Origin of the sequence: Collinsella sp. TM10-22, assembly GCF_003466125.1 — a bacterium.
Classification (GTDB): domain Bacteria; phylum Actinomycetota; class Coriobacteriia; order Coriobacteriales; family Coriobacteriaceae; genus Collinsella.
Genome location: NZ_QSOC01000007.1, coordinates 59,527 through 75,921, shown reverse-complemented (window position 1 = coordinate 75,921; position 16,395 = coordinate 59,527). Strand labels below are relative to the sequence as shown.

16 protein-coding genes and 1 pseudogene are annotated in these 16,395 nt (G+C 56.8%); 13 read left to right on the top strand and 4 right to left on the bottom strand.

Annotated elements, in window-relative coordinates:
- Positions 1-51: 51 nt before the first annotated feature.
- Positions 52-942, bottom strand: coding sequence for a hypothetical protein (locus DXD94_RS08180; RefSeq protein WP_117763776.1), 891 nt, complete (start codon positions 940-942; stop codon positions 52-54).
- A gap of 866 nt (positions 943-1,808) precedes the next feature.
- On the opposite strand from DXD94_RS08180, the gene deoC reads away from it, so the two are divergent.
- From deoC to DXD94_RS08120, 12 genes are all read left to right on the top strand, one after another.
- A complete protein-coding gene (gene deoC, locus DXD94_RS08175) occupies positions 1,809-2,483 on the top strand; it encodes a deoxyribose-phosphate aldolase (protein WP_117743505.1) in 675 nt (224 codons plus the stop codon).
- A gap of 149 nt (positions 2,484-2,632) precedes the next feature.
- Complete coding sequence (locus DXD94_RS08170) at positions 2,633-3,475, top strand: Cof-type HAD-IIB family hydrolase (protein ID WP_117735297.1); 843 nt, start codon at positions 2,633-2,635, stop codon at positions 3,473-3,475.
- Positions 3,476-3,539: 64 nt separating this feature from the next.
- Positions 3,540-4,199: an HAD family hydrolase gene (locus DXD94_RS08165; protein WP_369831507.1), complete on the top strand. Its 660-nt coding sequence runs from the start codon at positions 3,540-3,542 to the stop codon at positions 4,197-4,199.
- Positions 4,200-4,349: 150 nt separating this feature from the next.
- A complete protein-coding gene (locus DXD94_RS08160) occupies positions 4,350-5,093 on the top strand; it encodes a GntR family transcriptional regulator (RefSeq protein ID WP_117763775.1) in 744 nt (247 codons plus the stop codon).
- A gap of 218 nt (positions 5,094-5,311) precedes the next feature.
- The gene (locus DXD94_RS08155; protein ID WP_117763774.1) at positions 5,312-6,775 is read left to right on the top strand and encodes a YfcC family protein; all 1,464 of its coding nucleotides are present in this window, start codon (positions 5,312-5,314) and stop codon (positions 6,773-6,775) included.
- 9 nt (positions 6,776-6,784) lie between these two features.
- Positions 6,785-8,368: an amidohydrolase gene (locus tag DXD94_RS08150; protein WP_117735293.1), complete on the top strand. Its 1,584-nt coding sequence runs from the start codon at positions 6,785-6,787 to the stop codon at positions 8,366-8,368.
- Position 8,369: 1 nt separating this feature from the next.
- A complete protein-coding gene (locus tag DXD94_RS08145) occupies positions 8,370-9,221 on the top strand; it encodes a sugar phosphate isomerase/epimerase (RefSeq protein WP_117763773.1) in 852 nt (283 codons plus the stop codon).
- 62 nt (positions 9,222-9,283) lie between these two features.
- On the top strand, positions 9,284-10,252 hold the full coding sequence (locus DXD94_RS08140) for an SIS domain-containing protein (protein ID WP_022094440.1): 969 nt from the start codon (positions 9,284-9,286) through the stop codon (positions 10,250-10,252).
- Positions 10,253-10,265: 13 nt separating this feature from the next.
- Positions 10,266-11,129: a PfkB family carbohydrate kinase gene (locus DXD94_RS08135; protein WP_035138847.1), complete on the top strand. Its 864-nt coding sequence runs from the start codon at positions 10,266-10,268 to the stop codon at positions 11,127-11,129.
- 122 nt (positions 11,130-11,251) lie between these two features.
- Positions 11,252-12,052 carry a fructoselysine 6-kinase gene (gene frlD / locus DXD94_RS08130; RefSeq protein ID WP_117637477.1) on the top strand — a complete coding sequence of 267 codons (801 nt, stop codon included), beginning with the start codon at positions 11,252-11,254 and terminating at the stop codon, positions 12,050-12,052.
- A 27-nt stretch (positions 12,053-12,079) separates the two neighbouring features.
- Positions 12,080-12,940: an amidohydrolase family protein gene (locus tag DXD94_RS08125; RefSeq protein WP_233539374.1), complete on the top strand. Its 861-nt coding sequence runs from the start codon at positions 12,080-12,082 to the stop codon at positions 12,938-12,940.
- A 2-nt stretch (positions 12,941-12,942) separates the two neighbouring features.
- Positions 12,943-13,371, top strand: a complete 429-nt coding sequence (locus tag DXD94_RS08120; RefSeq protein WP_117735290.1) for a secondary thiamine-phosphate synthase enzyme YjbQ — start codon at positions 12,943-12,945, stop codon at positions 13,369-13,371.
- Between the two features lie 52 nt (positions 13,372-13,423).
- Here DXD94_RS08120 and DXD94_RS09980 read toward each other — a convergent pair.
- A pseudogene (locus DXD94_RS09980) lies at positions 13,424-13,489 on the bottom strand (IS3 family transposase); the annotation flags it as partial.
- A gap of 606 nt (positions 13,490-14,095) precedes the next feature.
- Here DXD94_RS09980 and DXD94_RS09890 point away from each other — a divergent pair.
- Positions 14,096-14,692: an FGGY-family carbohydrate kinase gene (locus tag DXD94_RS09890; RefSeq protein WP_370446338.1), complete on the top strand. Its 597-nt coding sequence runs from the start codon at positions 14,096-14,098 to the stop codon at positions 14,690-14,692.
- Between the two features lie 79 nt (positions 14,693-14,771).
- Here DXD94_RS09890 and DXD94_RS08110 read toward each other — a convergent pair whose 3' ends face one another.
- Together DXD94_RS08110 and DXD94_RS08105 are read right to left on the bottom strand one after the other, a co-directional pair.
- Positions 14,772-15,554 (bottom strand): TatD family hydrolase, encoded by a 783-nt coding sequence (locus DXD94_RS08110; protein WP_117735288.1) that lies wholly within the window; start codon positions 15,552-15,554, stop codon positions 14,772-14,774.
- 14 nt (positions 15,555-15,568) lie between these two features.
- Complete coding sequence (locus DXD94_RS08105; RefSeq protein WP_117763771.1) at positions 15,569-16,363, bottom strand: ThiF family adenylyltransferase; 795 nt, start codon at positions 16,361-16,363, stop codon at positions 15,569-15,571.
- Positions 16,364-16,395 lie beyond the last annotated feature (32 nt).

Below are 16,395 nucleotides of genomic sequence, written 5' to 3'. Positions count from 1 at the left end.
CTGTTGGTGGTGTTGTGGAATAGGGTCGCTGCCCGCGGAGGGGCTGGCGGGCTACAGGGTTCGTCCGAGCCTAAGATCGAGCTCGGTTGCGGGGCAGACTGCCTGTCCGTGCGGCTCGCAAGCGCCAAGGGCTCCAAAGCGATAGAGCGTTGCGACGGGCGTGGTGTAGGCGAGCTGCAGCTGATGCTCGACGGGGGTGCATCCGTCATTTTTGTAATGAGCCGCGTAGTACTGCGCGATGCTGGCGTTCATCTCGCTGCCATTGCGATGACGCTCAAACTGGCGTCTGCAGGTCTCGATGATCTTTGCTACCGACTTGGGTGCCGTCGCGGGAACAAGGGCGAGATAGCCCTCAAATAGCTCGTTGATGCTCAGGAGGCACAGCAGGTCGATCAGCGTCCTTATGGCTGCTCCCTCGGCGGAAAAGTGCGCGGTCATGCGGTTATATCGGTTGCGGTCGACGACGGCCGCATGGGGTCTTGGAGTTTTCTGCCCCGCGGTGCCGGGCTTTTGCCGTACCTGTGTATTGAGCTCGACGTTGCAGCGCTTGAGGCCGTCCAACGGAAGGAACAGTGCGGTGCGCAGGGTGTTCCGCTTGCTTTCGAGTTCATGACGCTCGTCGGGTTCCCATTCGAGCTTGAGTTTCGTGTCGAGCGCCGTAAGCATATGGGCTAGGCAGCCTACGGTAAGAACGTACGAATCGTTGCCGCGTTTTGGGGCATAGGGGTCTGTCAGCTTGCGAATGTCGGGGTCGCCCATGATCTTTGTGCAGCGCTTCAGCAGTTGAGGGTGGTCGGCCAAGATCGTCGCGAGCGGTAGCGACGCGTAGTTCTTGATGGTCGCGGCGGCAAAGGCGGCGTCATATTCGTTTGCATATGCTCGCTCAATGCGGGCATCCAGAATGCTTTTCTTATCGCCGCCTTCGGCGTGGTGGTTTGTCATAGCTTCTCCAATCGGTTGATGTTCGTGCTGTTTGTTGATGTGTTGGTTGTCGTGAGTGATGTGCTTGCCGTGGGTGATGTGCTGACGTTGGGGTGCTATGCGGTTTTCAATGAGCCCGTGAGGCAGTTGCTGCAGGGGCGGGATGGAACGGCCCACGCAAGGCGGAAGGCATCGTGCTCAAAATCGAGACAGCAATGCCCTGGGTGCCTCACATGTGGCAGTTACCTCATTAAGTTGTCATTGCGTTTGGGGCTGTACTTTGCCGATCTTCTTTCTCTTACACGATAAAAACTGAAACTTCATATGCTCGATCTACTTAAAACCGCAACGGCGGTCTTTTATCAACTTATATGTCGGAACGTGTCTTTGCAAGTACTTTTTTGCGTTTGTTTCAAATGGGGTGGTTTTGCAACCGTCACGCGCGCGCTGTGCGAACGTGCCCCGGCTCGGATAAGATAGTGCGATCGAGTTCTACCGCGCTCACCGCAAGTAGTCTTTGTTGCTGAGATAGGTCATGGCCGAAAGGGGCCCGTATCCGTTGGGATACGGGCCCCTTTTCTGTTGTCGGCCAGATACGATGGGTCGCGTGACGTCGTCAGAGGTCGAATTCGACCGCTAACGACGCTGTGCAGCCCATCATTTCTGGTCGCAAACAGTAAAGGGGCATGAGGGTGTATTGAGGGGGGATGTCTTGCTGTCGGCATCCGCATGCGGCGCCATTCGCTTTCCGTAGATATACTTCTACAGCTAATTTCATACCGCTTGCCGGAATGCGGACGCTGTCCTTGCGTATCGGGCGTACATTGGACGTGGTATTTCGCGTGAAACCACAAATCGGTTGTCGGTCCTGAACAAGGAGGCCCAGCATGACGCTTGCCAAACCCATCAATAAATACATCGACTATATCGACGCTCCCGAGGACACATTTGAGCAGTATGTCGAGAAGGCACTAAAGTACAACTTCCGTTGTGTATTTGCGAACCTGCAGGAGTACGAGACGGGTCGCGCAATGCTCGAGGGCTCTGACATTATCCTTGCCGGTGCTATCGACTTTCCCCAGGGCACTATGACGCTTGAGGAGAAGCTTGCGAGGTTTGAGGAATACGCTGCGTGCGGCTTTACCGAGATTGACTACGTTTTGAATCAGGAGTCGGTCGAGAACCGCGATTTTGATGCCATCGAGCGCGAGATGACTGCCATTGCTGATTTTTGTCGCGCGCATGGCATCACTGAGAAGGTGATCGTCGAGATGTGCAAACTGGACGGCGACGATGCCGCCAAGCACCGTGTGTGTGAGATTGCGCTGGAGGCTAAGCCGGGATTCCTTAAGACATCGACTGGCAGAAGCTTTGGCGGCGCTAAGCTCGAGGACGTGCGGCTGATGCACGAGGTGCTCGGCGATTCCGTGGCAATCAAGGCGGCGGGCGGTATCCATAATTACGAAGAGGCTTGCGCATTCATCGAGGCCGGCGCTAGCGCGTTGGGTGCATCGGCGGGCATTGCGATCGTCGAGGGTGCACCGACGGAGGAGCGTCGTTAGCAGGCGAATTTGACCTGAGCGATAAAGCTTCACGACCACGCGTCGTTCATGTTCGGGACAATATGACTTTTTACCCGTTGCAGACAGAGCTGCCGTGGGTGTTCTGTATGATGGCTCAGACAAGGTTGTTCAATGACAGGGAGGCACATATGGCAATTAAAGCCATCGCAATGGATATCGACGGTACGCTTACCAACGATCAGAAGGTGATCAGCCCGCGTACGCGCGAGAAGCTGCTCGCGGCACAGGAATCGGGTATTAAGCTCATCTTGGCTTCGGGTCGTCCCGCTTGGGGCCTTCGCGCCCTGGGTCAGGAACTCGATCTTCACAACCACGATGGCCTGCTGGTCGCCTTTAACGGTGCGCACGTGGTCGATGCCCAGACCGATGAGGTGCTGTTCGACCAGGCCATGCCGGTCGACGAATTGCATCGCCTAATTGACCATCTTCGCAGCTTTGACGTGATCCCTATGATTTCGCTCGGGCGTGACCTGCATGTAGAGGACTCGTATCGCTGCATGATTACGCTGCCGGACGGCTCGCAGAAGAATATCGTCAAATACGAGCGCGACGCCTGCGATCTTAAGATTCGCGAAGTCGAGAGCCTTCATGAGGTGGCGGATGCCTATCCGGTGGACAAGCTACTCACCGCGGGCGATCCGGCCTATCTGCAGGCGCATCACGAGGAGATGTACGCGCCCTTTACCCAGACGCTGTCGGGTATGTTTACGGCTGACTGGTACTTTGAATATACGGCGCCCGGCATCGACAAGGCTCGTGCGCTCGAGGGTGCCCTGCCCAAGCTCGGCATCGATGCCAGCGAGGTCGTATCGTTTGGCGACGGCCAGAACGACAAGTCCATGATTGAGTGGGCCGGCACCGGTGTTGCCATGGGCAACGCCGTCGATGAGGTTAAGGCTGTGGCCCAGATGGTGACCGCCAATAACAACGAAGACGGTATTGCGGTAGCGCTGGATAAGCTGCTGGGTTAGAATCGCCGATTAATGCATGGTTCGGGCGCCTGCTCGCGGGCGTCCTTTTGTTAGGGAGGGTGCCGTGTCCGCATTTCCGTTCGACGCCGTTATCTTTGACATGGATGGCGTCATCGTCGATACCGAGTATTACTACCTGGGGGAGACTGCCGCGTTTGCCAAGGAGCTTGGGTTGAACCTGACCCAAGAGGAGCTGAACGGGCAGATTGGCACCTCGCATCAGTTCTTCCTGCATATGCTGGTCGATTGGTTTGAACGCGCCGGTAAAGGGCACTTCACTGGCGAGGAAGCGTTGGCCCGTTGGGACGAGTGGGCGCATAAGCGTCCGCGTGACTACCAGGCTTTGATTAACCCGGGCGCTGTGGATACGATTCGAGAGTTGCCGCGCCGCGGCGTTCGCGTGGCGCTGGCGAGTTCGTCTCCCATGGACAGCATCGAGGAAGTGCTCGATGCATGCGGGCTGTCGGATGCCTTTGAGTATGTGGTGAGCGGCGAACAGTTTAAGGAGAGCAAGCCCGAGCCCGACATCTACCTGCATGCGCTGGATCTGTTGGGGCTGCCTGCGGACCGTTGCTGCTGTGTTGAGGATTCGGTGCCTGGTATCACTGCCGGCAAACGCGCGGGGTTAACGGTGATTGCCAAGCGCGAGGAGCGCTTTGGCTTTAGCCAGGATGCCGCGGACAAGATTATCGACCAGCTGCCGGAACTGCTCACGCTTTCTTAGGAGCGCGGTAGTTGCGCGTTTTTCGGGTCTGATGAGTAAATTGCCGACATTTTGGTGCGACACCTAGCATACTTTAAGCTAATGCGGGCTTAAGGACTTGTTGAATGCCCCTAAGCCCGTTTTAGACTTAATTGCGCTTGGAGAGGGTATATGCCACCGACTGAAGGGCTAACTGACGGTAAAGCAGCGATACCGCTGTACCAACAGGTTATCGATATCATCAAAAACGAAATCAACTCCGGTGCCTACAAGGCAGGCACGCGGATACCCAACGAATTCGAATTGGCTGAGAGCTATAAAGTTGGCCGCGTTACCGTGCGACGCGCTATTGAGGAGCTCGTCCAACAGGGCTATCTAACGAAGCGACAGGGGAAAGGCACGTTTGTCAATGCCCCCAAGCTCAAGCGCAAGATTCGCCAGAAGGATGACGTCCAGAGTTTTTCGGACGCATGCCGCGCTAACGGAATGGAACCGGGGGCGCGTGTCATTTCGAGAAAGATACTGCCGGCGGATTCCACCGAAGCACAGTTCTTTGGTGTTCCCGTTGGAACTGACTTGATCTGCGTTGAGCGCGTGCGTACTGCCGATGGCGTCCCTGTCATGCTCGAGAACAACATATATGTTTACGAGGACAACGCCTATCTATCAACGGCACCTCTATCTAACCAATCCATTTTTGAGTTCGTGCGCAACCGGACGGGCCGCACGCCCGCGTTTACCGACCCATGCACGCTTGAGATCGCGTGCGCGTCGCCCGAGGTCGCTCGGTTGTTGGCAGTTCCCGTTGGCGAACCCATGTTTTATATGGAAGCCTTCTTTTTCGATGAGCAGCGGCGGCCGTTTATCATCGGTCGTCAGCGGATCGTTGGGTCTCGCTACGTTTTTGACATCTAGGACATTGCGTATGGAAACGTCCGGCGAATCATCTCACCGGACGTTTCCATACCGTTCACGGCGCAAACGCAACCGTTCAACCGCGTTGCGGCAATCAGTTTGAAATTATCTTGATGACGAGAAAAGCTGCTGGTAATCTATAGAACGTCGTAGAACGTTTGCCTTGTGCAAACGTTGAAGCGAGATGCGATGCAGTCTCGAGTTCTTTGGAGGTATCTATGTCAGATACGAAGGCGAAGAAGACAAACAGACGTTTTAAGTTCAAATTACCGCATGTCTATACGATCATGTTCTTGCTGATCGTTGTCTTTGCGGTCTTGACTTGGATCGTTCCCTCTGGTCAGTATCAGCGCAAGACGATTTCGACAGCGGCGGGCGAGCGTGAAGTCGCCGTTGCTGGAACCTATGAACAGGTCGATAAGAACTACACAGATTCCGAGACCGGCGAGACCATCAATCTGGGTCAGGATATCTTCGCGGTCCTGCAAGCGCCCACTAAGGGCATCCAGGAGGCTGCCGACGTCGTTGCGTTTGTCTTATTGATTGGCGGATCGTTCGCAATTATCACCAAGACCAACGCTTTGAATGCCGGTATGAGCCGTGTGATTAAAAAGCTCAAGAACAAGGACATCCTCATCATTCCCATCACGATGACGTTGCTGTCCATTTGCGGCACCACGTTTGGTATGTCTGAGGAAGCCCTGCCGTTCTATGCCATCTTCATTCCCATCATGATGGGTATCGGTTATGACTCGATGACGGCATTCATCATCTGCTTCCTTGGTCCTAACCTGGGATATTGCGCTTCGACCATCGACCCGTTTAATGTTTTGATCGCCCAAGGCATCATTGGCATCGAGGGCAATCCGCAACTGTGGCTGCGCGCCGTTTCTTGGGTCATCTTCACTGCCGTCGGTATCGCATGGGCCATGCGCTACGCCATGCGCGTCAAGAAAAACCCCGAGTCGTCCATTACGTACGAGGACGATAAGCTCAAGCGTATCGAGTTTTCCGTGATCGATGCCTCCATCGAGGAAGAGTTCACTATCCGTCAGAAGCTCGTGCTTATCGATTTTGCTTGCGGTATGGGCATTATCGTCTGGGGTCTTGTTACCCAGGGTTGGTACATGAATGAGATTTCCGCCGTGTTCCTTGGCATGGGCTTGCTTGCCGGTATCCTGGGCGGTCTTGACCAGCAGACGATTGCTGAGGAGTTCGTTAAAGGCCTCGCCGACTTTGCGTACGCCGCCATCGTTATCGGTATCGCTCGCGGTATTCTGGTCATCGCCGAAGGCGGCATGATCATCGACACCATCCTCCAGGTGCTCGCTACTGCGCTCGCCGGTGCACCCGCCGCCGTCTACACCACGTTTATGTATATCGTCCTTGGCCTGCTCTCTTTGCTGGTTCCCTCGAGTTCTGGCCTGGCGGCACTCACCATGCCCGTTATGGGCCCCCTGACCGAGCTCATGGGCCTCAATCCCGAGGCGGCCGTTACCGCGCTCCAGTTTGCCAACCAGACCATCAACACCATCAGTCCCGTGGCGGGCATGACGGTTGCCGGCCTTGGCGTGGCTAAGATTTCGTTTGGCCAATGGTGGAAGACCATTTGGAAGTTCTTCATCTTCATGGTCGTGTTTGGCTTGGTCATTACTGCCATTTCTGGCATGCTTCCGGCGTAGGTGATTATAATGTCCGATCGTTTGACGGTCCTGACGTCTAAGAGCGTCTTTACCGGTACGGGGGACCTGCCGTTTGAAGGTTTCGTAGCGGTCCGTGACAATCGAATTGAGGCGGTTGGCACCAAGTGTGAGGTAGCTTCGTATTTGACCCAGGCGGACGAGGTAGTTGACCTGGGCGACCGCACTGTCATGCCTGGCCTGATCGATGTGCATACCTTCTATACAGGCTGGGCGCTGCGGACGTTGGGGTCTGATCTGTCCGGCATCGCTGATGCCAAAGAGGCCGTGTCGCTCTTGCGTGCATGGAAAGAAGATCATCCGGATTGCGCGGCGGCTTTTGGCCACAACCTGCCCGAAACGTTGGCATCGGATGCCGAGAACGCAAATACGGCAGCTGTGTTTGACGATTGTTTTGGCGATATCCCTGTCGTCTGCTTTACACCGGGTGCGGAGACCTGCGTTCTCAATGCTGCCGCCAGTGCGCGATACGGCTTCACACCCCAGGCGTGTTATGCCGAGAAGATCTGGCGCATGATGAGCGATTTCCTCTCGCTGCCCGAGGTACGTGCGGGGTATTCGGACTACATGGGCATGCTTAACGAGCGCGGCGTTACCGCCATCAAGGAGATGGCGTTTGATGACTACTACGGTTTTGCCGACGAAATGGCTCGCCGTGAGGAATCTGGTGAGCTGACGGTTCGCGTCTCTATGATGTCGCAGCCGGTGGGTGCCGGTGCAAATCTGTCATATGCTCGCGAGGCACGAGAGCGCTTCCGGGGTCCGTTCGTTCGTTTTTCTGGCTTCAACCGTATGACCGATCGCGGCGTATGGGCGGGGCTTGCCGAGATGATTGACCCCTATGAGGACACGGCCGATGCGGGCGCTGCCGGCAAGACGGTTGTCGAGGAGCCCGAGTGGGATCTGATTGAGAACGAGCTGCGCGCAATTGATGCTGACGGCTTCCGATATTCCTTGCATTGCCAGGGCGATGGCGCCGTTCGTCGCACCGTGGCGCTCTATGCCTCGCTGCCTCGAGACGAGCATGGACGGTTGCTTCGCCGCCATGCGATTACCGATCTCGAGAACTCTGATCCGACCGATCTTGTCGAGTTTGGCAAGTTAGGTGGAATTTGCGAGGTCTATCCGCAGATTTTGACGCTGGACCGGCGCGAGGATTGCCTGTCGATGATGTGTCGACAAATTGGCGAGACGCGACTTTTGCACAGCTGGAATCGCCGCGGCATGGAAGATTCCGGATGCACGGTGTGCTGTGGTACGGATTTGCCGCTGCTGATTCCGAGCCTGGGCGAGTCAATCTACAGCGCGTGCGGCGGATACTTCGACGATGGACTGCCCGTGAATGAGGCCAACGCGCTGACACTTGTCGAGCTCTTGCGCGCTTGGACTGCCGGCGGCGCGTACGATCTGATGCGCGAAGACGAGCTGGGTACGCTCGAGGTCGGCAAGCTTGCCGATATCTGCGTGCTCGATCGGGATGTGTTCGACCTCGATTATCACGACGCACGCAATCTTGCGGTTGATATGACGATGTCGGACGGACAAATCGTGTTCGATAGAAATAGGGAGGCATAAGATGTCTGAATCCAAGCCGACGCTGCGCCGCGAACAGATTGCGGGCATGAATATCCACTACATCATGTGGTCGCTCGATTACTTCCTTGATGTGCAGCAGCGTTTGGGCTTTGAGTCCATTGAGCTGTGGTGTGCAGAGCCGCATGTGACACTCGACCATACGGGCTACTTTGAGGCTGAGGCCCTGGCGAAAAAAGCTGCAGACCGTGGGCTTAGGTATCGTACTCTGTGCCCCGAGAATGTTGTCTATCCTTGGCAGTACTGCGCACGCAAACCGCTGCATGAACAGCGCAGCCTGGCGTACTTTAAGCACGGCATTGAGCTTGCCGGGGTACTTGGGTGCGACCGTATGTCCGTCAACTCGGGCTGGGGCGACTGGGACGAGGACCGCGAGGAAGCCTGGAAGCGCAGCCGCGAGCACTTGTCCATTCTGGCGGAGTATGCCGGCGAGCACGGTCTGGTGCTTACGATGGAAAGCCTGCGTCCCGAGGAGAGCAACCTTGTGACGACGGTTTCCGATGCGAAGCGCATGATTGACGAGGTCGCGAGCCCGTACTTACAGCCCATGGTTGATACAACCGCGATGGGCGTTGCAGGCGAGACGCTTGAGGACTGGTTTGCCGCCTTTGGTGATGGGGCAATTCACGAGATGCACTTTATCGACGGCGACCCGTATGGCCATCTGGTGTGGGGCGATGGCAAGCGCGATATGGACGCCTTCGTCGCCACACTCAACGCCCATGGTTTCGACGGCATGCTGGGCCAGGAAATCACGGACGGCCGTTACTACGATGACCCGGCGGCGGCAGATGCCAAGAACATGGCCGCATTCGAGAAATATCTGATTGACTAAAACAACTATCGGCCACGCAGCCAACGTCATTGATTGCGGACTAAACAAGAAAGGAACTGGATATGAACGCACACGATCTGATCAAAGAGGCAATTGCCGAGAAGGGCAAGTTTGACAGCGTCTACTGGATTGCTTGCGGTGGTTCCATGATCGATTTGATCCCGGCTCATGAGCTTCTGCAGCGCGAGGCAACCACCTTCACTTCGTATATCTATACGGCTCGCGAGTTTGATATCATGCGCCCACGCCGCTTGGGTGAGAAATCCCTGGTCATTGCTTGCAGCCACAGTGGCAACACCCCCGAGGTCGTCGAGGGCTGTGAGATTGCCCTTGCTGCCGGCGCTACGGTAATCGCCCAGACCGACAACGCTGGATCCAAGATTGACTCCGGCAAGTGGACCACGTGGGTCTACCCGTGGGGCGAGGGTGTGCCGCAGGCCGAGGTCCCCGCTGGCATTTCGCTGTCGCTTGCGGCAGAGCTGCTCGATCAGCAGGAGGGCTACGCCGATCTTGCCGATATGTATGCCGGTATCGCCGAGATGGATAAGATTCTTCCCCCGGCACGCGAGAAGGTAAATGCCGAGCTGGGCGATCGTTTTGCCAAGCTTTGCCAGGAGCATGAGTTCTTCTATATTCTGGGCAGCGGTCCCAACTTTAGCCAGACCTACGGTTTCGCTATCTGCTCTCTTATGGAGATGCAGTGGCAGCACTGCAGCTACATCCACTCTGCCGAGTACTTCCATGGCCCCTTCGAGGCTACTCAGGATGGCGTTTTTTACTTCCTGCAGATGGGCTCCAGCGAGTGCCGTGCTATGGACGAGCGCGCCCTGGCGTTCCTTAAGACGCATACCGATACGCTGATGGTGCTCGATGCCAAGGAGTACGGTATGGAAGCCGTGCCGGCGAGCGTCCGTGCCTATCTGGACCCGGTGCTGTTCTACGCCATGAACTGCGAGCTGCGTGCCGCACGCGGCAAGGTGTTTGACCATGATCCCGATTTCCGTCGCTACATGGGCGTCGTCGAGTACTAGAGGGGTAAATACCATGGCATTTAACGTTAACGCGCTCGGATTTGGCGACAACGTCGTCGATCGCTACGAGCATATCCACACCATGTATCCTGGCGGCAACGCGGTGAACTTCGCCGTTTATGCCAAGAAATGCGGTGCCGCACGCTCCGCATACATGGGCATTTTTGGCAATGACGCCGCTGCCGAGCATGTCATTGCAAGCCTCGAGGATGAGGGTATCGAACTTGACAAGTGCGAGCAGATGATTGGCGAGAACGGAGCGGCTCGCGTGACCGTCGTTGACGGTGACCGTGTCTTCCTCGGCTCCAACGAGGGCGGTATCCGTGGCGATGCGCGCTATGTCCTCGATCGCTTTGACCTTTCGTACATGAAGCAGTTCGATGTGGTTCATTCGGGCAACTATTGCTTTACCGAGCGCGAGCTGCCCAAGTTGAAGGCTGCGGGCGTCACGGTCTCTTTTGACTTTTCGGACGACTCCACCGACGAGTACTACGAGCAGATTGCGCCCTACGTCGATTTTGCTTTCTTTAGTGCGGCGGATGCCGCGAGTGAGGACGAGATTCGCGAGCGTCTGGCATGGGTGAAGGGCCTGGGTCCGCGTTTTGTGTCGGCTACGGCGGGTGCCGAGGGCTGCATTGCTTACGACGGCGAGCGTTATTACCGCCAGCTGGCTAAACCGGTAACGGACATGAAGGACACCATGGGGGCGGGCGACTCGTTCCTCACCTCATTTTTGATGTGCTATCTCGATTCCGCCAAGCGTGGTGAGGATGGCGCCGAGGCCATCGAGCGCGCGCTCGATTTTGCTGCCGGGTTTGCCTCGACCGTGTGCGGCATGGAAGGCTCTTGGGGCCACGGAGCACCAATCGTCGAATAGCTTAAGAAAGCGTACGGCGGTCTGGCTATGAGGCCTTGGACAGCCGATGCAAAACAATAAGCGAAACGCAAAAAGGGGGGCTCGTTATGTGGTGGGTCCCCTTTTGAACATTGGAGAAGAGTATGGGTATTAAAGCGTGTGCGGCTGGTTTTTGCTGCGCGGACGTCTATCAAAACATCGGCGTGTTCTATCCGACTGGTAACGGCATTGACTGGGGTATCCATCTTGCACGAATGGGCGTTTCGGTATCCGCCGTGTCGGTTGTCGGCAAGGACGAGTACGGAGACAAGATGAGGGAGGCGCTGGCCGCTGAGGGGTTCGATATCTCACACCTGCGGGTGGAGGATGGCGACACTTCGGTGATGCTCATGGCATTGAAAGACGGCGTCGATCGTGTGCATCTCGAGGCAATCGATGGCGTAATGGAGACATATCGACCGAATGAAGACGACCGGGCGTTTATCCTAGAGCATGACATCATTCATACCGACCTGTTTGGCAATTGTTTGGACCTCCTGCCCGAGTGGCATGATGCGGGCAAGACGGTGGTTATGGACTTCTCGGTGTTCAGCCAGGATCCCGAATATGCCTGCGAGAATCATTTTCCCTACGTTGACTACGCATTTATGTCGTTTGAAGATGACACTCCGGAGCTGCGAGACTGGGTACGTCACGCGCAGGAATTGGGGCCGCGCGTTGCGGTTGCCACGCTTGGCGAGAAGGGAAGCATTGCCTATGACGGTGAGCGCTTCTATGAGTGCGGGATCGTGCCGGCGGAGAAGGTCGTTAATACCGTGGGTGCCGGCGACTCGTATATCGCCGGGTTTACCAAGGGCGTGATCGATGGCCTTGATATTCCGGCGTGTATGAAGGCGGGCGCCGAGCTGTCGTCCCGAGTGATTGGTTCTTTTGAGCCGTACTAGGGTCAAATGCCTGGAAAGGAGTACGAAATGGTTATCGACATGTTGGTCCATCCTATGCTCTACGGCGAGATCTGTACGCCGGGTGATGAGCCTGATGGATTCGGTTTTTGGTCACGAGAATTTGGTATGGGGCATATGGGCCCCATGGATTGGGATGAGCTTCAAGTCGAGATGGACGTCTGCGATGTGCAGAAGAGCGTGCTCATGCCGCTCGATGTAACCACGGCATGCGGAGGGCACTTTGGCACCAATGACCAGATTGCCATGCTGGTTGCCGCACATCCCGATCGTCTGTGGGGATTTGCGAGCGTAGACCCGCAGATGAGCGGTGCCGCAGACGAATTGGAGCGCGCTTTTACCGAGTTGGGGGCAAAGGGGCTTTGCCTGCATCCTGCAAAGCAGGGTTTTGCCCCCGATGATGCTGTGGCCGAGCCGCTTTACGAACTGTGCGAGCGCTATAACAAGCCGGTGGTTTTCCATGCCGGTATGTCTTGGGAGCCGGGCGCAGAGCTCTCGCGCAGTAACCCGCTTGCATTTGAGCACACAATCGCAACGCATCCAAATGTGCGTTTTAGTTTGACCCATTTTGGCTGGCCGTGGGTGCGCGAGACCGTGGCGATGCTGCTCAAGTATCCCAACTGCTACGCGGACACCTCTATCACTTACATCGATTCGCCCGAGGAGATGATGCAGCGTCTTTTCACGGTCGATATGGGGCCGCTGTGGTATGAGCGCGCGCTATCGCACCAAGTGATGTTCGCCAGCAATACGCCGCGCTTCCGTGCATTCAAACTCAAGCGGGCGCTCGATACCGTGCCCATGCGCGATGATGCGCGAGAAAGGCTCTACTGGGGTAATGCCCTGCGTTTTCTTGAAGGGGATGAGTGAACATGGTGACGCTCGAGACATTGAGCTATCTATCGACTGCTCCGGACCAGTTCATCGATATTACCGAGGACGTGCACGCTGCCATCGAGCGCAGCTCGGTGACCAATGGCTTGGCGGCGATTATTTTGTCGCATACGACCTGCGGAATCGTGGTAAACGAGGGGCTGCCCTGCGTGGAGACGGATCTTATGGAGACGCTTGATCGCATCGCCCCACTCGATGCCCCCTATGCGCATGCACACTTCCTGCCGAGCTATGGAGCCACCGGTAACAACTCCTGTGGGCATATCAAGAGCATGATTTGTGGAAACAGTTGCTTCTTTCCCGTCCAAGATGGCCACATCGTGTGCGGAGGTGCCCAGAACATCTATCTTGCGGAGTTTGACGGTCCGCAGAAGCGAAAAGTGTACGTCGAGGTGCTGGGGGAGTAACGTCCCTGCAATAATGAGCTGCACCCCAAAACTTGGACGGCTTAAATAAGAACTACGCCGCAAGGGACTGGCTCCGGAACTCCTCCGGGGTCAGTCCCTTCAGTTTAGTCTGCGTCCTCTGTCAGGTGATCCGTTGTATTATCCGGGTGGAATCGTATCGCGGGTCGTGGAGGCCGCCAAGCGCAGTTCACGCGCTGCATTTTTTGCGGTGCCTGGGCCGGTGATCTCGGGCTGATTAACCGAGATTATGCTAACAACATGCGTCGCAAGGCGGCGCTGCGCTTGGACGACCTTAAGCTTTTTCACTTCATCACGAGCGGGGGGGGGGGTATCTCAACGACCGCTCGACTGTGGACGTTGCCGATTCACTTCTCCTTAATTGCCTACCGGATGCGATGGTCGTCGGCGGTTCGGCTGCCGGTCGTGGCGCTTCGGGCGAGCTTGCCGATGAGGTCCGCGAGCGTCGCAGCGTGCGGCTGAGGCGACGGGGCTCGCGGCGGGGACACCTGTCTTAGTGGGAACGGGCGACTCTGGTGCCGAGGCCATTTCGACGGGTGTATTCCGTCCCGGCGATATGATGGTTCAGTTGGGGAGCACGGCGTATTTCATCTACTTAGCTGATCATATGGTCGATGATGCCCGCCTGTGGTCAGGGACGTTTATCATTCCCGGAACTTACGGGATCTGCGCGGGGACCAATACGGCGGGTGTGCTCGCATCGTAGCTGCGCCAAGAGCTGTATTGCGACGCCGTAGAGGCCGAGGGCCACGGTGGCCCCGATGCATATTCGGTTATGGCGCATGATGCCGCCGATGTGGCGCCGGGTGCCGATGGGCTCCTGTGTCTGCCGTACTTTACGGGGGAGCGTACTCCGCTCAACGGTCCCGAGGCGCGCGGCGTCTTCTTTGGCCTGACCGGAAGGCATACGCGAGCCCATATGGTTCGCGCCGCCTTGGAAGGCGTCGCGTATACCGTTGCATCCCATGTCGACATTATCGAGCGAGAGCATGGGCTGCCAATTGGGCGCATTATGCTTGTCGGAGGTGGAACCAAGAATCCAGTTTGGATGCAAGCTATCGCCGACGTATGTGGGCGCGAGGTCTCGGTTGCCAAGGTTACAGTGGGCGCATGCTTCGGTGATGCCATCATGGCAGCTCTCGCAGGTGGCGCCCATGCATCATGGGATGAGCTCGCCCAAGTCCTTGGCGTTGCGCAAACAATCGTGCCCGATATGGCTGCCCGCGAGTTATATGCGTCGCGCCGTCATATCTTTGACGAATTGTATGCGCGCAACCGTGATCTCATGCACGAATTGGTGTAATGCTGCCGAATTGTACTGCCTTCCAATAGGGACTGCGTGGTGCGATTCGCATGTCCCTTGGCATTTTTTCCCACAGGGGTTAGCGAAGGTCAAAAACAGAGTGCGCATTTGCTAAAACTGCCGACTCGATGCGCTTTGCGTCACAGTCTTTGAGCGAGGCGATGCGTTCTGAGGTTCTTGTGAGCGATTTGATGAGCGATTGCGCGCTTGTTTCTGCGTTTGGCTCGGCCGGCGCATCGGTCTCGAGCAGTAAACGATCGAGTGGAATCTGCCGGGCATATTCGCGTCCACGTTTAGACGCAAGCATGCGTTCGTTGACGGAAAAATTACAGCCCGCATTACGCGCGCGGGCGAGTTCGTCCGAAGTGCCGCTAAACCAGTGGAAGATGATAGCGGGGGAGTTGGAGTTTGGGATGAGTAGTCCATGCGATTCGAGGACGTCCAGTACGGCTCCTGCCGAACGAACGGCGTGAATTGATATTACGCGCCCGGTAAGAGGATGCTGCACGAGCGCATCGCAGAGTCGGTCAAATGCCTGTATTTGTAGCGGCTCACTTCCAGCAAAGCGCGCGGAAAGGTCGAGTCCGACTTCGCCGATGTAGCGCTCTTGGACGGCAATTTGACAGAGCAGGTCAATTTCTGCGTTGCCGCATCGCCCGTCGGCGAGCCACCAGGGATGGAGGCCGATACCCTTGATGACGGTAGGAGGGCGACGGGTTCGCCCATGTGCGCTAGCGAAGTCGCGTGGATCGACGCCGCAATCAAATAGACCCAAGCCCAGCGCCGTTGCCTCATCGGCAACGGCGTCCGGGTGAGCCATCAAATCAAGATGGCAGTGTGCATCAAATAACCGGGGCTCCATCTCGGCGCACTCCGCTAGTCCAGGCGTTGGCCGTCGGCGCGCACACGCTCGGTGCCGCGTCCACTGATCTGGCGGATAACCTCGCCGGCAATCATCTGACCCATGATGGGCGGCATAAAGCTGGCGGTACCCAACTCGGTACGCTCGTGGATGTTGGACGGGTCGCGGGGTTGGGTCTTAACCGATTCCTCGCAGCTAAACAGCACGTGCAGACTCTTGATTCCGCGCTTCTTACATTCTTTGCGCATGATGCGGCTCATGGGGTCACGTACCGTATCGAAAATGTCGGCAAAGCGGAGGCACTCGGGATGGAGCTTGTTGGCCCCGCCCATGGAGCTAACCAAACGAATGTCGTGGTCCTGAGCATATTTGGCAATGGTGAGCTTGGCCGAGATGGTGTCGATGGCGTCGACGACGTAGTCGAGCTTGCCGTCCGTCTGCTCCAAAACGCTCGCGAAGAACTCGTCGATGTTGTCGCTCAACAGGTATTCGGTACGTTTGATGACAGCGGCGGCGGGGTTGATGTCGTTGATCATGGCTTCCATTACATCCACTTTGCGCTTGCCGATGGTGCTGTGAAAGGCGATAGCCTGGCGGTTGATGTTGCTGGGCGCGATGATGTCCTTGTCCAAGATCACAAAATGACCGATGCCGCCACGGGCAAGTGCCTCGCAGCAGTTGGAGCCCACGCCTCCGCAGCCGAGCACCAACACCGTAGCATCGGCGAGCTTATCGAGTGCCTCGCGGCCCATGATGATCTCGAGCTTGGTGTCGCGTGTCTCGACGAGAGCGGCAGCGGTTTCGGTCATAAACATCCTCCGATGGGGAAGCGAATCGTGTT